At 68.9% G+C, this 25,083-nt stretch carries 24 protein-coding genes; 9 read left to right on the forward strand and 15 right to left on the reverse strand.

Translation table 11 applies throughout. From position 1 onward, the window contains the following. Positions 1–73 precede the first annotated feature (73 nt). Entirely contained in the window at positions 74–853 is a 780-nt protein-coding gene (locus ABSH63_RS01110) for a DUF1295 domain-containing protein (protein ID WP_352886600.1), read from the reverse strand. A 139-nt stretch (positions 854–992) separates the two neighbouring features. Between ABSH63_RS01110 and ABSH63_RS01115 the strand changes: the two genes are divergently transcribed. Next, positions 993–1,628 carry a response regulator gene (locus ABSH63_RS01115; RefSeq protein WP_352886602.1) on the forward strand — a complete coding sequence of 212 codons (636 nt, stop codon included), beginning with the start codon at positions 993–995 and terminating at the stop codon, positions 1,626–1,628. 6 nt (positions 1,629–1,634) lie between these two features. Here the strand turns inward: ABSH63_RS01115 and ABSH63_RS01120 are convergent, their stop codons facing one another. Both ABSH63_RS01120 and ABSH63_RS01125 read right to left on the reverse strand, forming a co-directional pair. After that, a complete protein-coding gene (locus tag ABSH63_RS01120; RefSeq protein ID WP_352886604.1) occupies positions 1,635–7,175 on the reverse strand; it encodes an alpha/beta fold hydrolase in 5,541 nt (1,846 codons plus the stop codon). 102 nt (positions 7,176–7,277) lie between these two features. Beyond that, complete coding sequence (locus ABSH63_RS01125) at positions 7,278–9,011, reverse strand: ATP-binding response regulator (protein ID WP_352886607.1); 1,734 nt, start codon at positions 9,009–9,011, stop codon at positions 7,278–7,280. 223 nt (positions 9,012–9,234) lie between these two features. On the opposite strand from ABSH63_RS01125, the gene ABSH63_RS01130 reads away from it, so the two are divergent. Beyond that, a complete protein-coding gene (locus ABSH63_RS01130) occupies positions 9,235–9,879 on the forward strand; it encodes a cyclic nucleotide-binding domain-containing protein (RefSeq protein ID WP_352886608.1) in 645 nt (214 codons plus the stop codon). Positions 9,880–9,892: 13 nt separating this feature from the next. Here ABSH63_RS01130 and ABSH63_RS01135 read toward each other — a convergent pair whose 3' ends face one another. Next, the gene (locus ABSH63_RS01135; RefSeq protein ID WP_352886611.1) at positions 9,893–10,357 is read right to left on the reverse strand and encodes an SET domain-containing protein-lysine N-methyltransferase; all 465 of its coding nucleotides are present in this window, start codon (positions 10,355–10,357) and stop codon (positions 9,893–9,895) included. Between the two features lie 46 nt (positions 10,358–10,403). Here ABSH63_RS01135 and coq7 point away from each other — a divergent pair, with 46 nt between their 5' ends. Then, complete coding sequence (coq7, locus tag ABSH63_RS01140) at positions 10,404–11,030, forward strand: 2-polyprenyl-3-methyl-6-methoxy-1,4-benzoquinone monooxygenase (protein WP_352886612.1); 627 nt, start codon at positions 10,404–10,406, stop codon at positions 11,028–11,030. Between the two features lie 37 nt (positions 11,031–11,067). On the opposite strand, the gene ABSH63_RS01145 is transcribed toward coq7, so the two are convergent. The 3 genes from ABSH63_RS01145 to ABSH63_RS01155 form a co-directional block, all read right to left on the reverse strand. Then, complete coding sequence (locus ABSH63_RS01145; protein ID WP_352886613.1) at positions 11,068–12,024, reverse strand: cation diffusion facilitator family transporter; 957 nt, start codon at positions 12,022–12,024, stop codon at positions 11,068–11,070. An 18-nt stretch (positions 12,025–12,042) separates the two neighbouring features. Then, entirely contained in the window at positions 12,043–12,861 is an 819-nt protein-coding gene (speD, locus tag ABSH63_RS01150; protein ID WP_352886614.1) for an adenosylmethionine decarboxylase, read from the reverse strand. Between the two features lie 84 nt (positions 12,862–12,945). Then, positions 12,946–13,377 (reverse strand): OsmC family protein, encoded by a 432-nt coding sequence (locus ABSH63_RS01155; protein WP_352886615.1) that lies wholly within the window; start codon positions 13,375–13,377, stop codon positions 12,946–12,948. Between the two features lie 80 nt (positions 13,378–13,457). Here ABSH63_RS01155 and ABSH63_RS01160 point away from each other — a divergent pair, with 80 nt between their 5' ends. Next, entirely contained in the window at positions 13,458–14,090 is a 633-nt protein-coding gene (locus ABSH63_RS01160) for a cyclic nucleotide-binding domain-containing protein (protein WP_352886617.1), read from the forward strand. 3 nt (positions 14,091–14,093) lie between these two features. On the opposite strand, the gene trpC is transcribed toward ABSH63_RS01160, so the two are convergent. The 6 genes from trpC to ABSH63_RS01190 all read right to left on the reverse strand — a co-directional run bounded on the left by trpC (position 14,094) and on the right by ABSH63_RS01190 (position 19,539). Continuing rightward, positions 14,094–14,891 (reverse strand): indole-3-glycerol phosphate synthase TrpC, encoded by a 798-nt coding sequence (gene trpC, locus ABSH63_RS01165; RefSeq protein ID WP_352886619.1) that lies wholly within the window; start codon positions 14,889–14,891, stop codon positions 14,094–14,096. Then, complete coding sequence (trpD, locus tag ABSH63_RS01170) at positions 14,891–15,928, reverse strand: anthranilate phosphoribosyltransferase (protein WP_352886620.1); 1,038 nt, start codon at positions 15,926–15,928, stop codon at positions 14,891–14,893. Before trpD ends, trpC begins: the two co-directional genes overlap by 1 nt. Beyond that, positions 15,928–16,509 (reverse strand): anthranilate synthase component II, encoded by a 582-nt coding sequence (locus tag ABSH63_RS01175; protein ID WP_352886621.1) that lies wholly within the window; start codon positions 16,507–16,509, stop codon positions 15,928–15,930. The genes trpD and ABSH63_RS01175 overlap by 1 nt, the downstream gene beginning before the upstream one ends. Further along, positions 16,500–17,951: an anthranilate synthase component I gene (trpE, locus tag ABSH63_RS01180; RefSeq protein ID WP_352886622.1), complete on the reverse strand. Its 1,452-nt coding sequence runs from the start codon at positions 17,949–17,951 to the stop codon at positions 16,500–16,502. Before trpE ends, ABSH63_RS01175 begins: the two co-directional genes overlap by 10 nt. Positions 17,952–18,057: 106 nt before the next feature. Next, positions 18,058–18,750, reverse strand: a complete 693-nt coding sequence (gene rpe, locus ABSH63_RS01185; protein WP_352886623.1) for a ribulose-phosphate 3-epimerase — start codon at positions 18,748–18,750, stop codon at positions 18,058–18,060. 27 nt (positions 18,751–18,777) lie between these two features. Further along, positions 18,778–19,539, reverse strand: a complete 762-nt coding sequence (locus ABSH63_RS01190; RefSeq protein ID WP_352886624.1) for a TetR/AcrR family transcriptional regulator — start codon at positions 19,537–19,539, stop codon at positions 18,778–18,780. Positions 19,540–19,639: 100 nt separating this feature from the next. Between ABSH63_RS01190 and ABSH63_RS01195 the strand changes: the two genes are divergently transcribed. The 5 genes from ABSH63_RS01195 to ABSH63_RS01215 all read left to right on the forward strand — a co-directional run bounded on the left by ABSH63_RS01195 (position 19,640) and on the right by ABSH63_RS01215 (position 24,166). Further along, entirely contained in the window at positions 19,640–21,022 is a 1,383-nt protein-coding gene (locus ABSH63_RS01195) for an alpha/beta fold hydrolase (RefSeq protein ID WP_352886625.1), read from the forward strand. Positions 21,023–21,025: 3 nt separating this feature from the next. Continuing rightward, a complete protein-coding gene (locus ABSH63_RS01200; protein ID WP_352886628.1) occupies positions 21,026–22,111 on the forward strand; it encodes a lipase secretion chaperone in 1,086 nt (361 codons plus the stop codon). A 155-nt stretch (positions 22,112–22,266) separates the two neighbouring features. Then, positions 22,267–23,151 (forward strand): phosphoribosylaminoimidazolesuccinocarboxamide synthase, encoded by an 885-nt coding sequence (locus ABSH63_RS01205; protein ID WP_352886630.1) that lies wholly within the window; start codon positions 22,267–22,269, stop codon positions 23,149–23,151. 7 nt (positions 23,152–23,158) lie between these two features. Next, entirely contained in the window at positions 23,159–23,752 is a 594-nt protein-coding gene (locus tag ABSH63_RS01210; RefSeq protein WP_352886632.1) for a MarC family protein, read from the forward strand. 93 nt (positions 23,753–23,845) lie between these two features. Beyond that, positions 23,846–24,166 carry a hypothetical protein gene (locus ABSH63_RS01215; RefSeq protein ID WP_352886633.1) on the forward strand — a complete coding sequence of 107 codons (321 nt, stop codon included), beginning with the start codon at positions 23,846–23,848 and terminating at the stop codon, positions 24,164–24,166. 10 nt (positions 24,167–24,176) lie between these two features. On the opposite strand, the gene ABSH63_RS01220 is transcribed toward ABSH63_RS01215, so the two are convergent. Together ABSH63_RS01220 and ABSH63_RS01225 are read right to left on the reverse strand one after the other, a co-directional pair. Beyond that, entirely contained in the window at positions 24,177–24,410 is a 234-nt protein-coding gene (locus ABSH63_RS01220) for a hypothetical protein (protein ID WP_352886634.1), read from the reverse strand. A 188-nt stretch (positions 24,411–24,598) separates the two neighbouring features. Next, positions 24,599–25,057 carry a hypothetical protein gene (locus ABSH63_RS01225; protein ID WP_352886636.1) on the reverse strand — a complete coding sequence of 153 codons (459 nt, stop codon included), beginning with the start codon at positions 25,055–25,057 and terminating at the stop codon, positions 24,599–24,601. Between the last annotated feature and the right edge of the window lie 26 nt (positions 25,058–25,083).

Genomic DNA, 25,083 nt, shown 5'->3' on the forward strand with positions numbered 1-25,083 from the left:
GGTTTCCAGTCAAGGGACCATTCGGGTCAGGGCAGCCTTTTCGTTCCTGAAACTGGAAACTGGAAACTAACAACTATCGTTTGGGCGGCCACGGAATCAGCGCACTGGTCGTGCGCACGTATTCGTCATAGCCGGGCTTGCGCCGGATCATCTCGGCTTCGAGCATCGGCACGCCGGAGAGCTTGAGCAGCAAGAATGCCATGATCGCCGGTGCGGCGAGCGCGGCCCAGCCCCAGGGCGCACCGAGCGCCAGCGGCACATAGGCTGCCCAATGCACGCATTCGAAGAAGTAGTTGGGATGCCGCGAGTAGCGCCACAGCCCATTGCGGCAGACCTTGCCTTTGTTCGCCGGGTTCGCGCGGAAGCGTTCCATCTGGCGATCGGCGACACCCTCGCCGACGATCGCGACGATCCACAGCAGCAGCGCCAACGCCATCGCCCAGACCGGCGGCATGGTGTCGCGGTACGCGACCGGCGCGAACGCGCTCGCGGCGAGCATCAGCGTGAACAGATTCTGGAACTGGAAGAACCAGAACATCTTGCGGTCCGCCGCATCGCCCCAGTCCTTGCGCAACCGCGCGTAGCGCCAGTCCTCGGGCTTGCCGTGGTTGCGCACCCAAAGGTGCCAGCCCAGGCGCAGGCCCCAGGCGCCGCCCATCAGCGCGACGAGCAGGCGCGGCAACGCCGGTGCGTCACCGCACAGGGCATAGACGACGGCGAGGCCGCCGAGCGTCCACGCCCAGATCGCATCGACCATGCCGGCGTTGCGTGTGCGCAACTGCCACAGCCAGGCGCCGGTCTTGGCGATGATGGCCACAGCCACGGTGAGCAACAGGGCTTGATCGAAGCGCATGACGGATGCCGGTGCGGGGGGCTGCGCGCGAGCCTACGCGCCGCACAGCATACGTGTGAAGATGCCGAGCGGATGAGCCGGCGATCGAGATCGCATAAAGTTGGCGACGCGGCTCCAGGGCGGCCGCTGGGGGGCTGTCTTGAAGATTCTGCTCATCGACGATCACGAGTTGTTCCGTGCGGGTCTGAAGCTGCTGCTGGCGAATCTCGCCGACGGCTGCGAATTCGCCGAGGCCGCCGACCTCAACCATGCGCTGGCGCTGGCCGGGCGGCAGCACTTCGACATCGTGCTGCTCGACTTTCGCCTGCCCGGCCCTTCGGGCTTCGAGGCGCTCGCGGCGATGCGCGCGGCGGACGAGGCCGCCAGCATCGTCGTGCTCTCCGGCGAGGACGACCCGCTGCTGATCCGCCGCGTCATCGACGCGGGAGCGTCCGGCTTCATCCCCAAGGCCAGTAGCCACGCGACGATGATGGCCGCGCTGCAACTGATCATCGCCGGCGGCAGCTATCTGCCACCGCACGTGCTCAGCATCGCGCACGACGATGGGCAGGCACAGTCGCCCGATGAGGCGCCGCCGCTGATGTCGCTGACCGACCGTCAACGCGAGGCGCTACGGCTGGCGATGCAGGGTAAGTCGAACAAGGTCATCGCCCGCGAGATGGACGTCTCCGAAGCCACGGTCAAGGCCCATTTGTCGGCGGCGTTCCGCGCGCTGCGCGTGCACAACCGCACTGAGGCGGTCTATGTCACCGCTCGTCTGCGCCTGACGATCTAACGCGCATCACAGCGGCACGCTGCCGGTCAGACCAAGGCCGTCCTCGCTATCGAAACGGTAATCCAGCCGCCAGCCCTCGGCTGCGCGATACAGCGTCAGGTGAGTGAAACCGGCGCCGCTCGACACCTGCGTGCGCACGCGACAGCGGCCTTGATGGCCGTCGGCGACGAAGGCGAAGTCCTCGTCGAGCAGAAAATCGCTAGGGGCCGCGTTGGCGAAACGATACGGCGTGTTCAACCCGGCGGTGTGGACGACGTGGAAGCGCGTGCGTCGTCCCTGCACTTCGACCTCGGCCTCGACGAACAGGCCCAGATGCGCATCGCCGCAGAGAAACACGACCGGGCCGACCTGTGGTTCGCTGGCGAGCAGCGCGAGCAGCGCGTGAAAGGTCTGCGGATAGCCGTCCCAGCCATCGGCGTTGAGCGCCGCGTGCGTGCCGACATCGCAGCGCTCGAAGGCGAGCCGCGCACGCACCGCGCTGCGGTGGCGCGGCAGGAGCGGTGCGGGCGAGACGATCAGCTTCGGCCGCTCCGATGGCGCGCAGCGCAGCCATTCGCGCAATGCCGTCCATTCGCACGGATCGCTGAACATCGGCACCTCGGTGCGGGCGGCGCTGCGGTGACTGCGCCGCGTGCGGGTGTCGAGCAGATAGAGCGGCACGTCGCCCACGCGCAGAGTCATCGACAGACGGTCCGGATCCGCGCCGGGTGCGCGCTGGAAGCGCAGGAACTGCGCAACGCCGAGTTCGCGCAGTTGCTGATTCGCGTCGAAGGCCGCATCGCCGCGCTGACCGGCGATCGGCTGCCAGTTGTCGACGATCTCGTGATCGTCCGGCAGCGTCGCCAGCGGCACGCGGCGCAGCACGTCGCGCACCTCGGCGTCGTGTAGCCAGGTCTCGTAGGGCTTGCGAAAGCGGTCGTGCAGATCGGCCGGATCAAACAGCCCGGCGGTGGCATCGACGTAGACCTGATCGCCGGTGAGCAGCAGCAGGTCCGGCCGCTCGCCACCGTCGAGGCGCGCATTGAGCCGGCGCCACGAGGCCTGCGCCGGAGCGGTGTTGAAGATGCCCGGCGGGTACTGGCAACTGCCGAGCGCGATGCGCAGCCGCGCCGGATCGGCCGGCGCCGGCAGCTCGACCAGCCCGAGCGCACGCGCCGGCGACGCCTTCAAAAAGGCATCGAGCGCCTGCGCCGTCGCCGCCTCGACACTGGCGCCGACACCGGCCGGCGGTGCGTCGCGATCCGAGGCGCCGATCGCGGCAGACTGTTCATAGACCAGCAGCACGAGCACGCCGTCGATGCCCGACCACGCCGGCAGACGCAGCCGACACCAGTCGCAGTCCGCAGGCGCAGCAACCGTCTCGGCCGCCTGATCGGCCTTGCGCCAAACACCGCTGGCATCGCGTCTGAGCGGCAGCAGCACGATCTCATGCGGCCGGCCGAGTCGCGGGCTCGCGCCCAGCCCGATCCATTGCGCGGCGTCATCGGTCGCGTACAGCACCGGACCGAGCCAGGGCACGCGCGCAAGGTACTGCGGTGCCGCCGCGGCGGCCTTGGGCGGCGGCGCATCGAGAAAGCCGCGGATGCGCTCGAAGGTCTCGGCCGCGCGCCGGCCGATCAGGCAGTCCTGATGTCCCATGCCATCGAGCATCACTGCCTCGACCGCAACGCCGGCATCGCGCAGCAGACGCGCGTTGCGATGCAGCGTCGCCGGATCGGCAAGGCCGTTGTCGCTGCCGTGCAGCAGCAGCGTCGGGAAGCGCCAGTGCGCACGCAGCGCCGCCGGTGTGACGAAGCGGTTGTGACCGCCGCGATCGGTGATGACCTGATGACGCGCGAAGTGGATCACCTGGGCGACGGTGTCGAGGTTCAGCGGCCCGAACAGCTCGTCGATGTGATCGAGCACCGCATCGTCCACGTTGCGCAGCGAGAACGTGCGCCCGTAGAGCGCATCCATGCGGTGACGCACGCCGGCGAAGCGCACCGACTGAGCGAGGCAGGCGCTGTTCTCGCGCAGCAGCTCGTCGTCCGGATACGGCAGCGTCGCCAGCAGACGATCGAAGAGCTCACCGAGCAGACCCTCCGGCGCCGCGTCGAAGCGATAGGCCAGCGGCCCGAGCAGGGCCTCGAAGTACGACAGCACATAGCCGCGGAACACATTTTGTGGCGTCAGCACCATGGCCGGACCGTTCTGCGACAGCACCGCGCGGCGGATGCGGCCGGGCAGCGCGGCGCGCGCGCCGCGGAAGCGGTCGATCGCATCGCACCCACCACCGCGGTCGCGCAGCAGCGCCGCGATCGTATCCGCCGGCAGCTCGGCCGACAGCACCGCCATGCTGAACATCACCGCGCCCATGCAGTGCGCGACGACGTCGATCTGCGCCGCGCCGGTGCAGTCGACGACGTGTTCGACCGCCGCCGGGATGTCGCTGAGCGCGACCTGCTCGAAGGTCCACGGCCGCTGCGCCGTGGCCAGGCCGGCGCTGCTGCGCAGGTCGACGATCCAGACATCGCGACCGTGCTCGGCGAGGTCCTGTGCCAGCGAGGGCCGCAGCGCCGGGTGCGCATAGGTGTTGCCGCTGGCGCTGTAGCCGTGAATCAGCAGCACCGGCGGCGCGTTCGCGCCGTCGCGCTCTTCGCGGCGGTAGCGGCAAAGGCGGATGCGCAGCGGCCGATCGTCGAGACGGCCGACCTCGATCTCGTGGATCTGCGGCTCGGGCAGGCCCGGCAGCCGGCCCGGCAGGCGCTGCGCCTGTCGCGGCCGCGGCGCATCCGGCTTGCGCGCGCTGAGCTGGTGGGTCGACAGCAGCAGGCGCAGCACCAGCGCGGCCAGCGCGGCCAGGTCCGCGAGCGCCTCGACATGACAGCGCTGCGCCTCGATGCGCAGCAGCGGCTGGCTGCGCTCGGCAAAGTAGGCTGGGTCGAGCACCAGAGCCTGCGGACCCTTGCCGGCGAGCACACCGCCGAACTCGGTGAGCTGCATCTCCTGCAGTTGCCGCCACGGATTCGACGGCCGGCCGTAGCCGATGTGCTTGTGTCCGCGCAGGCTGCGCGCGGCCTCGTCGAGCGGCAGCACGAAGCCCGCATCGCCGCCGCTCAAGCGCGGCCCGATCTGCATCTCGTAGCGGAAACAGCGGACCTCGCCGGCGTGGCTGGCGAGCGCGATCATGTCGCGCATCTGCGTACGCAGGCTGCCGGCCGAACGGCCGACGCCGCGCCAGCGCGCGCACAGACTCTGCACGGCGTCGCGCAGGCCGCGATTGCGCCACCAGGCCCACAGCGCACGCAGCGTGCGCGGCCACGCCCGGGTCGGCACGCGCTCGAACACGACCAGGCTGCCGGTGAGCGCATGGCTGCAACCCAGACGCTCCTCCTCGCGCGCACGGGCATCCGCATCCAGGCCCTCGGCAATGAGGCGCGCGCGCGTTGCTGCCGGCACCACGCGCAGACGGCTCGCGTTCGGCCCCTCGCTGATCAGATCGAGCCGTGCCGACGACAGGCGACCCTCGGCGTCAGGCACGAACAGATGCTCGATCGGCAGCATCCGGTAGCAAAGCGTCAGCTCGACATGACAGTCGACGACACCCTGCCCGGCGATGCGCAGCGGCAGCGTGCCGCTCAGGCGCTCGCTGATGCCGACCTGCGTGCCCGATCCTTGCGTGTCTGCCGGCGTCGGCGGCGGATCGAGGCGCGGGCGCGCGATGGTTGCGGCCGCCGCGGGCGGCGCTGCCGCGAGCGACCACTGGGTGCGCAGGATGCGCACCGCGCGCAGCGCCAGCGCGGCGATGGTCAGTGCCGGATTGACGCCGAGCGCGCAAGGCACGATGGCGCCGTCGAGTACGACGAGGTCGTCCTGCGCGCGCCAGGCATCGCCGTCGCGCAAGAAGACGCGACCGCAGTCGTCGACGACGCCGCGATCGGCAGCATCGGCCATGCCGCAGCCGCCGAGCGGATGCACGGTGACGACCGCGCCGCGCGGCACGCCGAGCGCCCGTTCCATCGCCTCCGGCAGTGGCCGCCACAGCGGGTTCGGCAGGGTCACGCCGTCGAAGCCGGCGTGCGCGGCGCCGTGCGCGCGCCGCTGCAGCAACTGCATCTGCGCGTCGAACAGCGGATGCCGGCGCAGCTCGGGCCAGACGATGTCGATCGCGCCATCGCCGGCGCCGCTGTCGTCGGCGCGCAGACGCAGACGTCCGCCGGCGTCGTCGTCGCCCATCACTGCGAACACCGACAGGTCGCGGATGCGCTCGCGGCGCAGCGCCAGCGGATCGTCGGCGGGATGACCGCCGGAGTGCACCTCGGCATCGCGCGCCGCCAGGCGGTGCAGCGTCTGCACCGTGGTGATGATCTCCTCGGCCGGCCGGCGCAGCGCCGCCGGCACCGCCATTTCCTCGACCAACAGCCGGCGCCGCCGGCCGACGCGGTCGCGGACCTCGGCGCTGAAGGCGCTGGTGATCGTCGGACCGATGCCGCGGGTCTCGGGCGCCTGGTCCTCGTGGGCGACGGCGTTGGCGCGGCCCGTTTCGCCGTAGTCGTAGCCGAAGGCGATCAGATCGCCATTGCCGGAAAAGCCGGCACCGAGCCGCGGCGAGAAGCGCAAGCCCGGCGTCGCCTGCTGCGAACGCAGCAGGATCTCGGTGGAGCCGAGACTGCCGGCCGCGAGAATCACGCGGTGCGCGACGATCCAGCGCGGGCCCGTCTCGCAGCGGCGCAGCGCCTCGTCGGTATGCGTCACCTCGACCGCCCAGCCCGCACCGCCGGCGGCGCGCTGCACCCGCAACACCGTCGCGCCGCACCAGATCTCGGCGCCGCGGCGCACGGCGCTGACCAAGAGATTGGTGTCGAGCGATTCCTTGGCGCCGTGGTTGCAGCCGGTGGCGCAGTCGCCGCAGCGCTTGCATGCCGACAAAGCGACGCCGGCGCTGCTGGGGCGATCCTCGAAGGCGATCGTCACCGGCACCGGCTGGGCGGCGGCGTCGAGCCGGCCGAGCACGCGCGCCTTGGCCGGCAGCGGCGCCGGAATCGTGTTCGCGCGCTCACCGAGCTGCGCGCCGAGCAGCGTGCGCGCCTCGGCGTAAAACGCGCGCAGCGTCCGCCCGGTGCGCAGCGCCGCCGGCCAGCGCTGGTCGAAAACCTCGGCCGGCGCTTCGAGCATGACGCCGGCGTTGATCAGCGACCCGCCGCCCAGGCCATTGGCGAGCACCACGCCGGCGTCACCGTCGGCGCGCACGTCGAACAACGCCTCGCCGCCGCGCGCCTTACCGGCAAAGCGGCCGCGCAGATGCGTCGGCAGCTCGGCCAGCCGCGACGGAAACCCACCCGGCAAGTACTCGCGGCCGCGTTCGAGTACGCCGACGCGGCCGCTGCCGGCGAGCTCCGCGGCCGCGATCGCACCGCCATAGCCGCTGCCGACGATGAGCACGTCGAACGCCGCCTCGGTGGCATGCGCGTGCGCGTGGCAGCGCGTCGCGTCGGCGAACAGCTCGGCGAACTCGCGCGACAGCCAGCGCGTGCTGCCGGCCGACGGCGGGCTAGCAGCGCTGCTCATCGCCGCTGACCCGCAGCGCCCTGCCCTGCGGCGCCCGTGCCCCGTCTTCGGTTCTGCTCATGCAACGCGCCCCCGGCGCCGAAGCTCAGCTCGTCTGCGCGCTCAAACCCTCACGGCCTTGAGGATCGCATCACGCAGCGTTTGTGCCGCCACCGGCTTGTGCAGCAGTTCGATGCCGGCCTTGCGTGCCTCGCGCAAGCGGTCCGGCGCGGTATCGCCGCTGACCAAGAGCGCCGGCAGATCCGGCCAGACCATGCGCAGCGCCTCGATGGTGCGCATGCCGCTATCGCTGCCGCGCAGGCGAAAGTCCGCCAGCACGATCGACGGTCGGTAGCGGCGCGTCACGTCGATGGCGGCGTCGGTGGACGCCGCGACCTCGACATCGAAGCCCATCTCCTCGAGCAGCGTCTTCATGCCGACGCGGATCGCTTCCTCGTCGTCGACGACCAGCACCTGGATGCGCGGTGTGTTCAGATCATTGGCCATGTTTCCCTCCGGTACGGCCACATCGGCGGCTCTGGCGATCGGCAGCTCGATGTAAAAACAACTGCCGGCGCCGGGGGCCGATTCGAGCCCCAGTTCGACGCCGAGCAGCTCGGTCAGCCGGCGCACGATCGCGAGCCCGAGGCCGAGGCCCTTGCTGCGGTCGCGTTCCGGATTGTGCAACTGGTAGAACTCCTCGAAGATACGCGCGTGCTCGGACTCGGGTATGCCCGGCCCGGTATCGCGCACGCTCACGCGGCAACGGCGGCCATTGCGCGCCGCGAACAGTTCGACGCTGCCGCGCTCGGTGTACTTGATGGCATTCGACAGCAGATTGCGCAGGATGCGCTGGAACAGCGTCGGGTCGGTGCGCACCATCAGCCCCGGCTCGCAGCGCAGTTCGAGCCGCAGCTTGCGGTTCTCGGCCTGTGGCCGGAACTCTGCGGCGAGTTGGCTCAGCACGAGGTGAAGGTCCACGGTCGAGATCGCGCATTCGATCACGCCGGCGTCGAGCCGCGAGATGTCGAGCAGCGCGTCGAGCTGCGAGGCCAGCGACTGCACCGCCTGATCGATCTGCCGTGCAATCGCGGCAGTGCGCTCGTCCATCGGCCGCAACAGCAGCGAGCCGCTGAACAGCGACAGTGCATGGATCGGCTGGCGCAGATCGTGGCTCGCCGAGGCGAGAAAGCGGGTCTTGGACTGATTCGCAGACTCGGCTTTGTCGAGCGCCTCGCGCAGCTTGCGGTTGAGTTCGATCCGCTGCAGACGGATGCGCCAGGACTCCTCGAAGACCTCGTGCAGGCCGCGAGCATGGCTCAGCATCGTGGTGATGTAGATCAGCGTGAGTGCGCCGAACACGGTGCGTTCGAGCGTGCTCACCGCAAGGTTCGGCGCCAGCGCCCAGGCCAGCGCCACCGGCAGCATCATGATCAGGGTGTACGGCCGGCAGATCGGCTTGTAGCCGGCGGTGGCGTGGATCGTCGCCGAGCACACGCCGACGACGTAGATCGTGATCACCGCGCCGACGACCACCGGAACGAAGGCGAACGCGGCGACGACCAGCACCTGCACGGCGCCGCTGAGCCAGAACAGCCACGCGATCTCGCGCAGCTTGTCCGCGTCGCTGCGCGTGCCGTCTTCGGCGAGCCGGTGCAGCAGCTGCGTGCGCAGGGCAATGACACCCAGGACCAGCACCGCCCAGGCGATGGGGATCAACGGCGGCAGATACACGCAGAGCAGCGCCGCCAGCAGCGCGCTGGTCAGGTAACGCTCCACCGGGATGCGCCGCGCCTGCGTGGCGATCAGCTGCACCAATTCGCCGTGCAGCGAGCGCAGGCCATCCTCCGCTGCCACCGTCGGTCTCGATGGTGCTGCGCCTGCGCGCGATCCGCTGTCCGACATCGGCCCCGCCGTCCATGTGCCAAATGCGCCCACGATAACGGCTGCTCACACCCGGGGACATTAGCCGATCGGCGAATACGCGCGCCCCCGGACATTAGCCATCCGGCCAATTGTGGACGGCGTCACAGGAGCGCAGGCTATCGGCATTGCCACGTCAAGCAACGGGAGACTGCAGATGCTCGACCGCCACGCCATCCGCGCCTTCGTCGAACGGGCGCACAAGCGCAGCCTGCCGCCCAAGCACACCGTGCTGCACGCCGGCGACCGCCCGCAATCGATCTACCTGATTCTCGAAGGCTCGGTCAGCGTCATGCTCGAAGACGGCGATGGCCGGGAGATGGTGCTCGACTACCTCAACCCCGGCGAATTCTTCGGCGAGATCTGCCTGTTCCCCGAACAGGACCTGCGCAGTGCGAGGGTGCGCACGCGCGGGCCGACGCTGGTCGCCGAGCTCGACTCCGGTGCTTTTCGCAGCTTCGTCGCCGAGCACCCGGATTGCATGTTCGAGATCGCCGGCCAGCTCGCCAGGCGCCTGCGCGAAGCCGGTCAGCGCGTCGCCAATCTCGCGTTTCTGGATGTCACCGCTCGCCTAGCCCGCACGCTGCACGACCTCGCGCGCAAGCCGGACGCAGTGCCGCACCCATCCGGCACCTTGGTGTGCATCAGCCGTATCGAACTGGCGCGGCATGTCGGCTGTTCGCGCGAGATGGCCGGCCGCGCGCTCAAGAAGCTGCACGACGACGGCTTGGTGCGTCCACAGGGCCGCAAGATCCTGATTCTCGACCGCGACTACGCACGGACGCTGCGCGACGCCGCCTGAGGCGGCCTGCGCATCAAGCCGCAGTCAGGCGCAGCAGTGCGCGCGCGCCATCGGCCAGCACCTGCGCCCACGGCAGGCCGACGATCTCGCGGCCGGTCTCGGCGTCGACAAAGGGCAGGCGCTCGCCGTCGCCGATCACGTAGCGGTAGTCCATCGTCACCTCGGTGCCGGGCGCGAGCGTCTGCAGCGCGAAGACGAATCCCAGATGCCAGAGCCCCGTCGGCGTGAACGAGTGGTTGACGTAGCACTCGTCGGTCCATTCCGGCGTCAACGAGAAGCGGTCCTCGAACCAGCGCACGCTGGACTCGACCTCCTTCGAGTCCGCCGGATACTCACGCAGCTTCGACTCCGGCCAGACCGTGTGTACGTTGTCGGGGGCGATGATCACGGCACCGCGGCGCACCGGCTCGTCGATGAACAGGCCCTTGCCAGCACCGCGGATGCGCGAGTCGGCGACGTGGTAGCGCGGGAGGATCATGGGGCGGGAACGGCCTGGTCTGCGGCGGGCTGCATAGAATAGGCGCATGCAACGTCAGTTGAGTGCCACCGACCACCTGCTCGCCGCCATCGGCCGCACGCTCGCGCGCCTGCCACACCCGCCCACGGCAACGCCGCCGGGGGCCTTCGAGCGCGGCTTAGACCACGCCGTGCGTGCACACGTCGCCGGGCTGATGCGCGTCAACCACGCCGGCGAGATCGCCGCACAGGCGCTGTACCGCGGCCAGGCGCGGGTCGCACGCGACCCGCGCGTGCGCGAACACCTGCTCAAGGCCGCCGAGGAAGAACGCGACCACCTGCGCTGGTGCGAACAGCGCCTGCGTGAGCTCGGCGATGGTCCGAGCCGGCTCGCGCCGCTGTGGTATGCCGGTGCCTATGCGATCGGTGCGACCGCGGGCCTCGCCGGCGACGACTGGAGCCTGGGCTTCGTCGAGGAAACCGAACGCCAGGTCGCCGCGCACCTCGACGAGCATCTCGCGCGCCTGCCGGCGGACGACGCACGCAGCCGCGACATCCTCACGCGCATGCGCGCCGACGAGGAGCGCCACGGACGGCAGGCGGCGCAGGCCGGTGCCCGCCCGCTGCCGAAGCCAGTGCGGCGGCTGATGCGCGCCGCGGCCGGCGTGATGAAGTTCGGCGCTTACCGAATCTGAACGGCCGAACGCGCGCAACGCGGGCGCACCGGCTTTTTTAGTGCGGATGCTCGTCGGCGCAGCCGCCGCGCTCTGTCTGTACCGTGACGTGCGCGACGCGATAGTGCGACTTCACCCAGGCCTTGATCTCGCGCACCACGCGGTCGTCGTCGACCGCGTCGGCGAGTTCCGCGTGCAGGGTCATCAGCGAGCGCTCGGGCGTGAGCATCCAGTGATGGACATGGTGCACGCCACGCACGCCGGCGACATCGGCGACCAGCCGGTCGGCGAACTGCGCGGCGTCGAAGCCCTCCGGCGTGCCTTCGAGCAGCACGTGCGCGGACTCACGCACCAGGCGCCACGCACTGCGCAGGATCAGCGCCGCGACCAGCAGCGACAGTAGCGGATCGATCGGCATCCAGCCGGTGACCAGGATCACCACCGCTGCAACGATCGCGGCGGCCGAGCCGAGCAGGTCGCCGAGCACGTGCAGTAGTGCGCCGCGCAGATTGAGGTCGTGTGCGTGATCGTGGTCGTGCCGAGCCCCGCGCAGCACGAAAAAGGCGGCGATGTTCACCAAGAGTCCGGCGGCGGCGACGCCGAGCATCAGCTCGCCGGCGACCGGCGGCGGCGTGAGCAGCCGCTGCACCGCCTCGATGCCGATCCAGACGATGATCGCCAGCAGCGCAAGGCCGTTGACGAAGGCCGCGAGCACCGGCAAACGGTGATAGCCATAGCTGCGCTGAGCGTCGGCCGGTCGCAGCGTCTGGTGCCGCGCCCACAGCGCAAGGGCCAGCGCCAGCACGTCGGTGAGCATGTGCCCGGCGTCGGCGAGCAGCGCCAGCGAACCCGAGAAGATGCCGCCGATCACCTCGACCAGCATGAAGCCGGCGGTCAGCGCCAGGGCGAGCTTGAGCCGCCGGTCCGCAGTCGCCGCCGGCGCACGGCCATGTCCGTGCGAGTGGTCGTGCGCGGGCTCGCGCAGGTGGTCGTGATCGACGTGGTGGTCGTGCAAGGCCGGACCGCAGCAGCGTCAGGCGTGCTGCATATTCTTACCGTAGAAGATCTCGAGGATCTCGCGATTGACGCGGTCGCGGATCTTGCGCGCCTCGCGCGGCGGCAGCTCGGATACGCCCTCGCCGAACAGATAGGTGTCGAGATCGAGTTCCTTGAGGCGCATCTTCGTGTGGAAGATGAACTCCTGATAGACGTTGACGTCGATCATCTGGTAGCGGTTCTTGATGTCCGCCGACAGGAAGTCCTGGATCGATTCGACGTTGTGGTCGATGAAGTGCTTCATGCCGCGCACATTGCGGGTGAAGCCGCGCACACGGTAGTCCATCACGACGATGTCCGACTCGAAGGACTTGATCAGGTAGTTGAGCGCGCGCAGCGGCGAAATCTTGCCGCAGGTGGACACGTCGATATCGGCGCGGAAGGTCGAGATGCCCGCGTCCGGATGCGTTTCCGGATAGGTGTGCACGGTGATGTGCGACTTGTCCAGGTGCGCGACCACCGATTCCTTCTCGCCCTTTTTCTTGCTCGGCGTCGGCAGCCCATCGTGATGGCCCTCGGAGATCAGCATGGTCACCGACGCCCCCTGCGGCTGGTAGTCCTCGCGCGCGATGTTGAGGATGTTGGCGCCGATGATGCGCGCCACCTCGGTGAGGATCGCGGTCAGGCGCTCGGCGTTGTAGGCTTCGTCGATGTACTCGATGTACTCCTGCTGGTGCTCGCGTGTACGGGCATAGCAGATGTCGTAGATGTTGAACGACAGCGATTTGGTCAGGTTGTTGAAGCCGAGCAGCTTGAGCTTGGGGTTGTTGGTCGGCTTGGGCTTTGCCTTGGCCAATGCAGTGCTCCGGTGGCCGGAGGCGCGGCACCGGGCACGCGCCCCTTCGAATGGGATAGCCGCCAATTATGCGGCATTTCGGCGTCAGTCTGGCGAGGGGGCGGCGCGGATCTCGTAGTCGTGGGTCACGGCGACGCCGCCGCGGGCGAGCATGATCGAGGCCGAGCAGTACTTTTCCGCCGAAAGCTGCACGGCGCGCTTGACGTGCGCCTCTGCCAACTCGCGGCCGACGACGACGAAGTGCAGATGGATGGCGGTGAACACCTTGGGCTCGGTGTCGGCGCGCTGCGCCTCGAGCTCGACCCAGCAATCCGTCACCGCTTGGCGGGACTTCTTCAGGATCAAGGTCACGTCGACCGCCGAACAAGCGCCCACGCCCATCAGCACGAGCTCCATCGGCCGCGGTCCGAGGTTGCGCCCGCCGATCTCGGGCGGACCGTCGACGACCAGACGGTGACCGCTGCCACTTTCGGCGATGAAGCTCGCCTCACCATTCCATTTGATACGTGCTTTCAAGCGCTTGCTCCCGAGGTCGCAGTGGCGGATGTGCTATTTTCGGGCAAAACAACGCTCCGTACAGCGCGGATGAGGATGCGATGCTCAACAAACCCGTCGTGCAGGCGTTCATCGAGCTCGCGCACAAGCGCAGTTACCCGCCGAAGCACACGCTGATCCACGCCGGCGACGAGCCGCAATCCCTTTATCTGCTGCTGGAAGGCTCGGTCAGCATCCTGCTGGAGGACGAACACGGCCGCGAGATCGTGCTCGCCTACCTCGGGCCGGGCGAGTTCTTCGGCGAGATGTGTCTGTTCCCGGACCAGCGGGTGCGCACCGCGATCGTGCGCACGCGCACGCCGACGCTGGTCGCCGAAGTCGGCTACCAGGTGTTTCGCAGCTTCGCGGTCGAGCATCCCGACATCATGTTCGAGCTCGCCGGCCAGCTCGCCGCGCGCCTGCGCGACACCACGCGCCGGCTCGGCGATCTCGCCTTCCTCGACGTGGCCGGACGCACGGCGCACATCCTGCTCGAACTGGTCAAGAAGCCGGGCGCGATCCCGCACGCGCGCGGCACCATGATCCGCACCTCGCGTCAGGAGCTGGCGCGCCTGGTCGGCTGCTCGCGCGAGATGGCCGGGCGCGTGCTCAAGAAACTCGAAGAAGACGGCATGGTGCAAACCGTCGGCCGCAGCATCCTCGTGCTCGGCGTGTTCGTGCCCGAGGGCGCCTGAGGCTCAGGCCAAGAGCATCCGCAGCGCCTCGCCCGGTCGCGGCTGACGCATCAATGACTCGCCGATCAGGAAGCGGTGCACCCCGGCCGCGCGCATGCGCTGGACGTCGGCCGGCGCGCCGATGCCGCTCTCGGTAACCACGTCCACACCGGCCGGCAAACGCGGCAGCAGATCGAGCGTCGTCTCAAGGCTCGTCGCAAACGTGCGCAGATTGCGGTTGTTGATGCCGAGCAGCCACCCCGCGCCCAGACCCACGGACAACACCTGATCCAGTTCCGCGCCGTCGTGGATCTCGACGAGCACGTCGAGGCCGAAGGCACGCGCCGCTTCGTAGAGCGCCCTGAGCTGCGTGGCGCAAAGCGCCGCGGCGATCAAGAGCACGCAGTCCGCGCCGAGCGCGCGCGCCTCGACGATCTGCGCTTCGTCGATCAGAAAGTCCTTGCGGATCACCGGCAGCGCGCAGGCCGCGCGCGCCTGGACCAAAAAGGCGTTGTGTCCCTGGAAATATGGCTCGTCGGTCAGCACCGACAGGCAGGCGGCGCCGCCGGCCGCGTACTCGCGGGCGATCCAGGCCGGGTCGAAGTCCGCGCGGATCAGGCCCTTGCTTGGCGAGGCGCGCTTGATCTCGGCGATGACGCCGGCCTGCCCGTTCGCCACCTTGGCCTGCAGCGCCGCAATGAAACCGCGGGGCGCATCGGCCGCACGCGCCAGATCTTCCAGCGTGCGGCGCGAATAACGCCGGTTCAGGCGCGCGATCTCGTCGCGCTTGGTTGCGAGGATCCGGTCGAGGATGTCGGTCATCAGGACGCCGCCTTGAGCTTGTGCGTCGTCGCGACGTAGGCGTCTAGCTTGGCACGTGCCGCACCCGAGGCCAGCGCGGCACCGGCGCGCGCGATGCCGTCTGCGATCGTCTCGGCCAGCCCGGCGACGTACAGCGCGGCGCCGGCGTTGAGCTGGACGATGTCGCGGGCGACGCCATCGCGATTGTCGAGCGCTTCGAGAATCCGCTGCCGGGACTCTGCCGCATCGGCCACGCGCAGGTTCTGGCTGCCGGCCATGCGCAGGCCGAAGTCCTCCGGATGGATCTCGTACTCGCGCAGCGCGCCGCCGCGCAGCTCGCCGACCATGGTCGCACCGCCGAGCGTGATCTCGTCCATGCCGTCCTTGCCCCACACGACCATGGCGTTGCGCACGCCCAGGCGTTCGAGCACGCGGATCTGGATGCCGACCAGATCCGGATGGAACACGCCCATCAGGATGTTCGGTGCGTTCGCCGGGTTGGTCAGCGGACCGAGGATGTTGAACATCGTGCGCACGCCCATCTCCTTGCGCACCGGCGCGACCGCCTTCATCGCCGGGTGATGGTTGGGCGCGAACATGAAGCCGATGCCGCAGGCCTCGATGCACGCGGCGACCTGCTCGGGTTGCAGGTCGATCACCGCGCCCAAGGCTTCGAGCACGTCGGCGCTGCCGGATTTGCTGGACACGCTGCGGTTGCCGTGTTTGGCGATGCGCGCGCCCGCCGCGGCGGCGACGAACATCGACGCCGTCGAAATGTTGAAGCTGTGCGCGCCGTCGCCGCCGGTACCGACGATGTCGACGAAGTGCGGATGCGGCGGCACCGTAACCTTGCGCGCGAACTCGCGCATCACCGTGGCGGCCGCCGCGATCTCACCGACCGTCTCCTTCTTCACGCGCAAGCCGGTCAGGATCGCGGCCGTCATCACCGGCGACACCTCGCCACGCATGATCTGGCGCATCAGGCCGATCATCTCGTCGTGGAAGATCTCGCGGTGCTCGATCGTGCGCTGCAGCGCTTCTTGCGGCGTGATCGGCATCAGTAGCTCTCCAGAAAATTCTTGAGCAGTGCGTGACCATGCTCGGTGAGGATCGACTCCGGATGGAACTGCACGCCCTCGATCGGCAGGGTCTTGTGACGCAGGCCCATGATCTCGTCGAAGGCACCGTCGGCGTGCTGGGTCCACGCCGTGATCTGCAGGCAGTCCGGCAGATCGGCCTTGTCGACGATCAGCGAGTGATAGCGAGTCGCGGTGTACGGTGACGGCAGGCCGCGGAACACGCCGGTACCGGCGTGATACACCGCACTGACTTTGCCGTGCATGACCTCGCGCGCGCGCTTCACCGTGCCGCCGAACGCCTGGCCGATGGCCTGATGGCCAAGGCAGACACCGAGGATCGGGAAGCGGCCCTTGAGCCTGTCGATCAGTTCGAGGCAGATGCCCGCCTCGTTGGGCGTACACGGCCCCGGTGACAGCACGATGTGGCGCGGCTTCCGCGCCGCCACTTCTTCGACGGAGATGCCGTCGTTGCGGTGGACTTCGACCTCCACCCCCAACTCGCCGAAGTACTGCACGAGGTTGTAGGTGAAGGAATCATAGTTATCGATCATCAGGAGCATGTCTTCGCTCCGTGGACCACGGAAGCCGCGGCGCACAGCATCGCCGCGGCCTTGTTCATGGTCTCGTCCCATTCGGACTGCGGGTCGGAATCGGCGACGATGCCGGCGCCGGCCTGCACGTGCACTTGGCCGTCCTTGATCACCGCGGTACGGATCGCGATCGCGGTGTCCATGGTGCCGTCCCAGCCGAGATAACCGACGGCGCCGCCGTAGATACCGCGCTTGACCGGCTCCAGCTCGTCGATGATCTGCATCGCGCGCACCTTGGGTGCGCCGGAGAGTGTGCCGGCCGGAAAGGTCGCGGCGAGCGCGTGCAGGGCATCGAGCCCCGGCTGCAAGCGACCGGTGACGTTGGAGACGATGTGCATCACGTGGCTGTAGCGTTCGATGACCATCTTCTCGGTCAGGCGCACGCTGCCGATCTGGCTGACACGACCGACGTCGTTGCGCCCCAGGTCGATCAGCATCAGGTGCTCGGCGATCTCCTTGGGATCGGCGAGCAGTTCGGCTTCGAGCGCGCGGTCCGCCTCGGGCGTGGCGCCGCGCTTGCGCGTGCCGGCGATCGGCCGCACCGTGACTTCGCCGTCCTCGACCCGCACCAGGATCTCGGGCGAGGAGCCGACGACGTGGTGATCGCCCAGATTCATGCAGTACAGATACGGCGACGGATTGAGCCGACGGATCGCGCGATACAGCTGCACCGGGTCGGCAGTAAACGGCGCGGTCAGGCGCTGCGACGGCACCACCTGCATGCAGTCGCCGGCGGCGATGTAGTCCTTGATGCGCGCGACCGCCTGCTTGAAGGACGCCTCGCCGAAGCAGGAGGTGAACGGCAGCGCCGCACCGGCGTGCATCGGCGCGCGCGGCAGGTCTGCCGGCGCCGCGAGCCGGGCCTCGATCTCGTCGAGCCGGCGGCGGGCGCGCGCAAGATCGGCCGGATCTTGCGGATCGGCGTGCACGATCAGGGTCAGCGTCGCCCGCAGGCTGTCGAAGGCGACGAGCTCGTCGGCCAGCATCAGCAGAATGTCCGGCGTGCCGAGCGGATCGGGCTTGCGTGTGGCGGCGGCGAGCCTGGGCTCGAAGTAGCGCACGCAGTCGTAACCGAAATAGCCGACCAGACCACCAGAGAAGCGCGGCAGGTCCGGGTCCGGGCGCACGCGGTAACGAGCGGCCCAGGTGCGGATGAAGGCGATGGGGTCGTCGGTGTCCAGCCGCTCGATGAGCGCGTCGTCGCGGCGCAGCTCGACCGCGCGATCGCGCACGCGCAACACCTCGCGCGACGGCAGGCCGATGAACGAATAACGCCCCCAGCGTTCGCCGCCCTGCATCGATTCGAGCAGGAAGCTGTAGGGTCGATGCGCGAGTTTCAAATAGGCGCCGACGGGCGTGTCGAGGTCGCCCGGCAGTTCGCGGGTCAGGGCGATGCGGTTGTAGGCGGTCATCGGAACGGTGCTCGAAGCAAGGCGAGAGTGGGACGGACGGCGCGTCAGCACCATCGCCACCACCGCCGTTGCGGACGTTTCCGATGCATCGATTCGTTCTGCCGGGCTAGGTCGCGCGGGCGATCTCGGCCCGCATCGCCGCGATTGTAGCCGCATAGTCCCTGGCGCCGAAAATCGCGCTGCCGGCGACGAAGGTGTCGGCGCCGGCGGCGGCGATCTCGCGGATGTTATCGACCTTGACGCCGCCGTCGATCTGCAGGCGGATCTCGCGGCCAGCGTGGGTGGCGGTGTAGGCGTCGATCAAGGCACGTGCCTCGCGCAGCTTGTCCAGCGACGACGGGATGAAGCTCTGGCCACCGAAGCCCGGGTTGACCGACATCAGCAGCACCATGTCGACCTTGTCCATCACGTACTTCAGGCAGTCCAGCGGCGTCGCCGGATTGAACACGAGGCCCGCCTTGCAACCGGCGTCGCGGATCGCCTGCAGGCTGCGGTCGACGTGGCGCGTCGCCTCGGGGTGGAAGGTGATGTAGGTCGCCCCAGCCTTGGCGAAGAGCTGCGCCAGCGCATCCACGGGCTCGACCATCAGATGCACGTCGATCGGCGCACGGATGCCGTACTTGCGCAGGGCCTCGCAGATCGCCGGGCCGAAGGTCAGGTTCGGCACGTAATGGTTGTCCATGACATCGAAGTGGACGATGTCGGCGCCCGCGGCGAGCACGCGCGCCACGTCCTCGCCGAGACGGGCGAGATCGGCGGACAGGATGCTGGGGGCGATCAGCGGCGCGAGCCGGGCCATGCGGGAGTTCTCGGAGGGCACGCGCCATTATCGCCGATGCCGGCGGCGCGCAGTGCGCGCCGAACTCGTCGACGCCGGGGGCGCGGACGCGGGCGCCGCCGCCTTGCCTGCCGCGACCTGCAACACATCGCGCGCAGTCGTGTCGTCGGCGAGCAGCTTGACGGTGAGGTACAAGAACATGTCCAGCGCCTCGGTCAGACGCTGGACGCGGCCCTCGCGCACCTGCTCGGCCAGGTTTTCGTGCAAGGCCACCACGAGCATGCGCGGCACGAAGGCCGGTAACGGCGGCAGCGCCGGCTGCTCGCGCCGGATGCGCGCCGCCAGCCGCGTGAACATGTCCTCGAACGGCTGGAAGTAGCGCGCCCGCCGATCGTGTGCCGCGGCGCCGACCGTGGGCATTTCGACGAAAAACGCCATGCACAGACCGGGCCGATCCTGCCACCACTGCAGATAGGCCGCGTAGCCCTCGCGCAGACCCAGCTTCCAATCGGGATAGGCCCCGAAGGCCTTCATCTTGGCCACGACCTCGGCCGAGGCCTCGTCGCAGGCCGCGAGAAAACAAGCCTGCTTGTCGGCGAAGAACTGATAGAAAGCGTTGCGCGACGCGCGCGCCGCCGCCACCACCGCCGGTACCGTCGTCGCGTGATAGCCGCGCTCGCCCACCAAAGTGAGCATCGCATGCACCAAGCGCGCACGCTGCGATGCGCGCACGTAATCCGCACCGAGCCCGTGCCGGCCGCGCGGCAGCGGCTGGCCCAGCGCCGGAGCGGACTTGCTTTTTGAAGACATGTATGTATCCTGCGCGTGTTTTTGGAGACGTTCACGCCTTTAAATGGGTCACAGAACCTGCGGCGTGGACACGAAAGATCGTGCGACTTGGGGGAGATTCATGAAGGCCTACATCGAGAGTGTCGGCAGTTTGGTGCGTTGGGGCGCCGCGGCGGTCGTCGCCGCGGCCGCACTGCTGGCAAGCCCGCCGACGCAGGCGGAAAACCGGTTCATCGCGCAACACAGCGGCAAGTGCCTCGACGTCGCCGACTGGTCCACCGCCAACGGCGGCAATATCCACCAGTGGGCCTGTACCGGCAATGCTAACCAACGCTGGCGTCTGGAACAGACCCGGGACGGCTACCACCGCCTGGTCAGCGAACACAGCGGCAAGTGCCTGGACGTGGCCGGCTGGTCCACCGCCAACGGCGGCAACATCCATCAGTGGGCCTGCACCGGCAACGCCAACCAGAACTGGCACGTCGAGTATGCCGGGCACGGCTGGTACCTGCTGCGCTCCGAGCACAGCGGCAAGTGCGTGGACGTCTCCGGGCCGTCTACGAACAACGGCGCCAACGTCCATCAGTGGGACTGCCACGGCGGCCCGAACCAGCGCTTCCGCATCCTCAATTCCGGCAATTACACGCAGACGCGCCATCCGATCGTGCTCGTCCACGGCATCTCCGGCTTCAACAAACTGGGCGGCGTCTTCAACTACTTCTTCGCCATCCCCTACCAACTCGAACGCAGCCATGCCACGGTGCGCGTCGCCAGCGTCTCGGCCTTCAATAGCTCCGAGCAGCGCGGCCAGGAGCTGTTGAACCAGATCGAGGGCTGGGGCTTCCCCAGAGTCAATCTGATCGGGCACAGCCAGGGGGCGCCCACCTCGCGCTACGCCGCCGCGATCCGGCCGGATCGCGTGGCGTCGGTGACCTCGGTCAACGGCGTCAACAAGGGTTCGCGCGTCGCCGACGTGATCCGCGGCATCGTTCCGCCCGGCTCGCGCTTCGAGGGTTCCGCGGCCGACGTCGCCAACCGGGTCGGGCAACTGATCAACATCCTCACCGGCCGCTGGCACGACCAGAACTCGCTGGCCTCGCTCATCTCGCTGTCGACGCCCGGCACCACGGAGTTCAACAACCGCTATCCGCGTGGGGTGAATCGCTCAGCCTACTGCGCCGGCGGCGGCGAGTGGGAGGCCTGGGCGAGCGATCCGTGGGGCAACTGGCACCATCAGCGCTACTACTCGTGGATGGGCAACACCGCGTCGACCAACGGCTGGGACGTCACCGACCCGCTGCTGTCGTTCACCGGCACCGTCTTCGATCTGCCCAACGACGGTCTGGTCGACGTGTGCAGCGCCGCCTTCGGCCAGGTGATCCGCGACGACTACCACCTCAATCACATCGACGCTGTGAACCACCTGTTCGGCATCAACGGCTGGACCGATCCCGTGGCCCTGTATCGCCAGCATGCCAACCGACTGAAGAACGCGGGGCTGTGATCCGTGCGCACATCCAGGCTCGGCATGGCGATGGTCGGGGCGCTCATCGGCGCCGCACTCATCGTCTTGCGCGATGAACCCGAGCGCAGCGCGCCACAGACGGCACCAGCGCCGCAACCGGCGCAGTGGCCGCCCGCACCTTCCCTGCCCACGGCACCCGACACTGGCGCGCCGCTGACGCACGATGCGCCGGCGGCGTCGGCGCACGCGGTCGAGGATGCCGCCGACGACGCCGTGCCCTTCGCCGCCTCCTTGGTCGGCACGGAGGTCGATGGGTACTTCGAGACGGGGCCGAACGGCGAGTTGCGCGTCACCCGCCGCACGCGCGATCTGTTCGACTACTTTCTCGCAACCCACGGCGAGCGGAGTCTGGAGGAGATCGTCGCCGAGATCCGCCGGCGGGCCGACGCGACCCTGCCCGCCGACGCCGCCCGGCAGGCGCACGATCTCTTGGACCGCTACATCGCCTACAAGCAGTCCGCGCAGACCTATCTGTCGCAGAGCGTCGATCCGGCGCAGTCCATCGATTGGTACCAAACGGCCGAGCAGGTGTTCCGCACCCTGGTCGAACGGCGCCGGCAGTCTTTCAGTACCGACGAGATCGAGGCCTTCTTTGGCGCCGAGGAGCGCTACGGCGAGTACGCTTTGCAACGCCTGCGCATCGAGACGGACGACCAACTGACGGACGCGCAGCGCACGGCGCGCCTCGCCGCCCTGGAGGCCGCGGCGCCCGCGGAAATCCGCGAGGTGCGCGAGCGTGCCGTCGGGCACCTCGAACGTGAGGCCGTCGTCGCACGCATGCGGGCCGCGGGCGCCGGCGACGCGCAGATCCTGCGCTACCGCGAAGCGCACGTGGGCGCCGACGAGGCGCGTCGCCTCGCCGAGCTCGACGCCCGCTACGCCGACTGGGAGCGCCGCTATGCCCGATACGCGGCCGAGCGCGACGCGATGTTGGCCACGCCGCCCTGCGATTCGGCGGCCGGTGCGCAGGCCCTGCAGGACCTGCGCCGTGCGTATTTCAGTGGGGAGGAGATCGAGCGGGCCCGCGTGAGCGACAGCCTGCTGTGCCAGACAGGGACGCGCGGCTAACCGCGGCCACGGAAGGCGCGCGTCCACTGGATCGCCGTCTGCGTCCCTGATTGCCAAACCAGCCTGGGGGGCTGGTTTGGCACTTTTTCGCAGCGCCGGGCTTTACCCGCTCGCCCCCGTTCTCCACAATGCGCGCCTCTCGATCCGGCCTTGCGATGGACGCCCTCTACGAATCGACCCTCGGCTCCGTACCGCTTGTCCACCGCGGCAAGGTGCGCGACATCTACGCGCTGGGCGAGGCGCACCTGCTCATCGTCACCAGCGACCGGCTCTCCGCGTTCGACGTGGTCCTGCCGCAGCCGATCCCCGGCAAGGGCATCGTGCTGACCGCGCTCAGCAACTTCTGGATGGCGCGCTTCGCCCACGTGTTGCCCAACCATCTCGCGCCCGAGGTGGACGTCGCGCACTATCTGAGCGCGGCCGAGCGGCGCCAGATCGAGGGGCGCTACGTCGTCGCCCGCAAGCTGCGCGCGCTGCCGATCGAGGCGGTGGTGCGCGGCTATCTGATCGGCAGCGGCTGGAAGGATTATCAGAGAACCGGCACGGTCTGCGGCATCGCGCTGCCGCCCGGTCTGCGGCTCGCCGACCGCCTGCCCGAGCCGATCTTCACGCCCGCCGACAAGGCTCCGGTGGGCCAACACGACGAGAACATCGGCTTCGACGAGGTCGAGCGCCGCCTCGGCGCCCGACTCGCGGCCCAGGTGCGCGACACCGCGCTCGGCATCTACCGTGAGGCCGCGGCCTACGCGCGCACGCGCGGCATCATCATTGCCGACACCAAGTTCGAGTTCGGCGTGGACGAGCACGGCGTGTTGCACCTGATCGACGAGGTGCTGACGCCCGATTCCTCGCGCTTTTGGCCGGCGGCGACATACCAGCCCGGCATCAGCCCGCCGAGCTTCGACAAGCAGTTCGTGCGCGACTATCTCGAAACCCTGGACTGGAACAAGCAGCCCCCGGGGCCGCGGCTGCCGCAGACGGTCATCGACCAGAGCGCGGCCAAGTACCGTGAGGCGCAGCGCCTGTTGACCGGATCGTGACGCGGCGATGAGCTTTCTTTCCGCCGTGGTCTTGCTGTTCCTGGTGATGGATCCGCTGGGCAACGTGCCGCTGTTTCTGTCCGCGCTCAAGCAGGTGCCGCCCGAGCGCCAGCGCCGGGTGATCCTGCGCGAGATGCTCATCGCACTCGCGGTGCTGCTGCTGTTCCTGTTCCTCGGCGGGCAGATGCTGCGCCTGCTCGGCCTGTCGGAACCGGCGTTGTCGGCGGCAGGCGGCATCATCCTGATGATCATCGCGCTGCGCATGGTGTTTCCCTCGCGCGAGCACGCGCTGCACGCAGAGAACGCGGCCGAACCCTTCATCGTGCCGCTGGCGATTCCCTATATCGCGGGTCCGTCGGCACTGGCGACGGTGCTGCTGCTGATGAGCCGCGAGCCCGCGCGCTGGCTCGAGTGGACCGGCGCACTGCTCTTCGCCTGGGGGCTCTGCCTGCCGATCATGCTGTCGAGCACGCTGCTGCGACACGGGCTCGGCGAGCGCGGACTCGCCGCGGTGGAACGGCTGATGGGTCTGATCCTGGTGACGATCGCCGTCGAGATGCTGATGACCGGTATCTCGCAGTGGTGGGTGCTGCACAAGTAGCACGGACCGTTCGCGCCGCTGCTATGCTCGGCCGGCGGCCTCGGGCCGCGAACCGCGGCGCCGCTCTCGGCGTCCCGGCAGGGAGAGTCTCGCATGCAGATCAAGATCGAAATCGACGTCCGCCCGGAAGAGCTGCGCCGCTTTCTCGGCTTGCCCGATGTCAGCGCACTGCCGGCCGACGTGGTCGGCTTCGTGCGCGAACTCGCCGGCGCCGCCAGCGAGTTCGATGCCGCGAACTTCGTCAAAACGAATCTTGGCACGCTGCGCAAGAACCCGGCGCTGCAGAAGCTGGTCGCCCGCATCCGCATCGCCGATGCCGAAGAGCCGGCCGAGGGCGCGACACGCACCAGACGCAAGGGCATGGCCGCCACCAACAGGCGCCGGCGCAAGCGCGAGGACGATGCCGCGCCCTGAACCCAAGACTTCAGCGGCGCAAGCGCGGCGCGCCCGGCTTCAGATCCCGCACCAGACCGGCCCACAGTCGGCGCCGCACCGCATGGTCGCCGCGCAGGCGATTGCGCGTCTCGGGCAATAGATCCACCTGATCGCGCCACAGCTCGCCCAGGCTACGCGCCCGTCGCGCCAGGCGCAGCCGCTCGCCGGCGGCCTTGGCGAGGGCATCCAGCGCGTCGGCCTCGTGCAAGACGATCAGGGTCAAGCCGTCGATCAACCGAGTGAGTGGCGCTCGACGCGCGCGCCCCGGCGAGGGCCTATTGGGTCTTGGCATCTGCGTCACGAGAAGTCAGGACATCCCAAACGAAAAGGGGTCGGGGACGTCGCCCCAACCCCTTCGATCCGCCGGCACGGCCGGCGTTCTCTCATGCGCGGCGCTACAGTGCCGCCCGCTCAGGCGGCTGCAGCAGCCTTGCGCGCCTTGCCGGCCGCTTTACGCACGGTCTTCCTCGCCGCCTTGGCCGCCTTGCCGGCCTGGGCCGCAACCGACTCGCCGCTGAGCTTGGCGGCGATGCTGCCGTAACCCGACTTCAGCGTCTTGGCGAGCTGCTCGCCGGTCTTGCTGACGGTCGACAGGCTATCGGTATAGGCATTGACCACCGTGGCCTTGCCTTCCGGCAGGTAGGCCATCGGATTGCTGGCGACAGCCTTGATGCCGTCCGCCTTGGCCTTCTCGAAGCTGGCCTGGGTCAGCTCGACGAGCGCCTTGCCGGCAGCGACGTTGGTCTGAACCAGCGTCTGCACGCCGTCCACGATCACGGCGTTGACGGCCTTGAGCGTCTCGACACCGGCTTCCAGTACCTCCTGACCACGCGTGACCACCAGATCGGCACGCGTCTTCACCTCATTCACGATCGACTCCACAGTCATGTCACATC

It is taken from the genome of Sinimarinibacterium thermocellulolyticum (genome assembly GCF_040327995.1).
GTDB lineage: Bacteria > Pseudomonadota > Gammaproteobacteria > Nevskiales > Nevskiaceae > Solimonas > Solimonas thermocellulolyticum.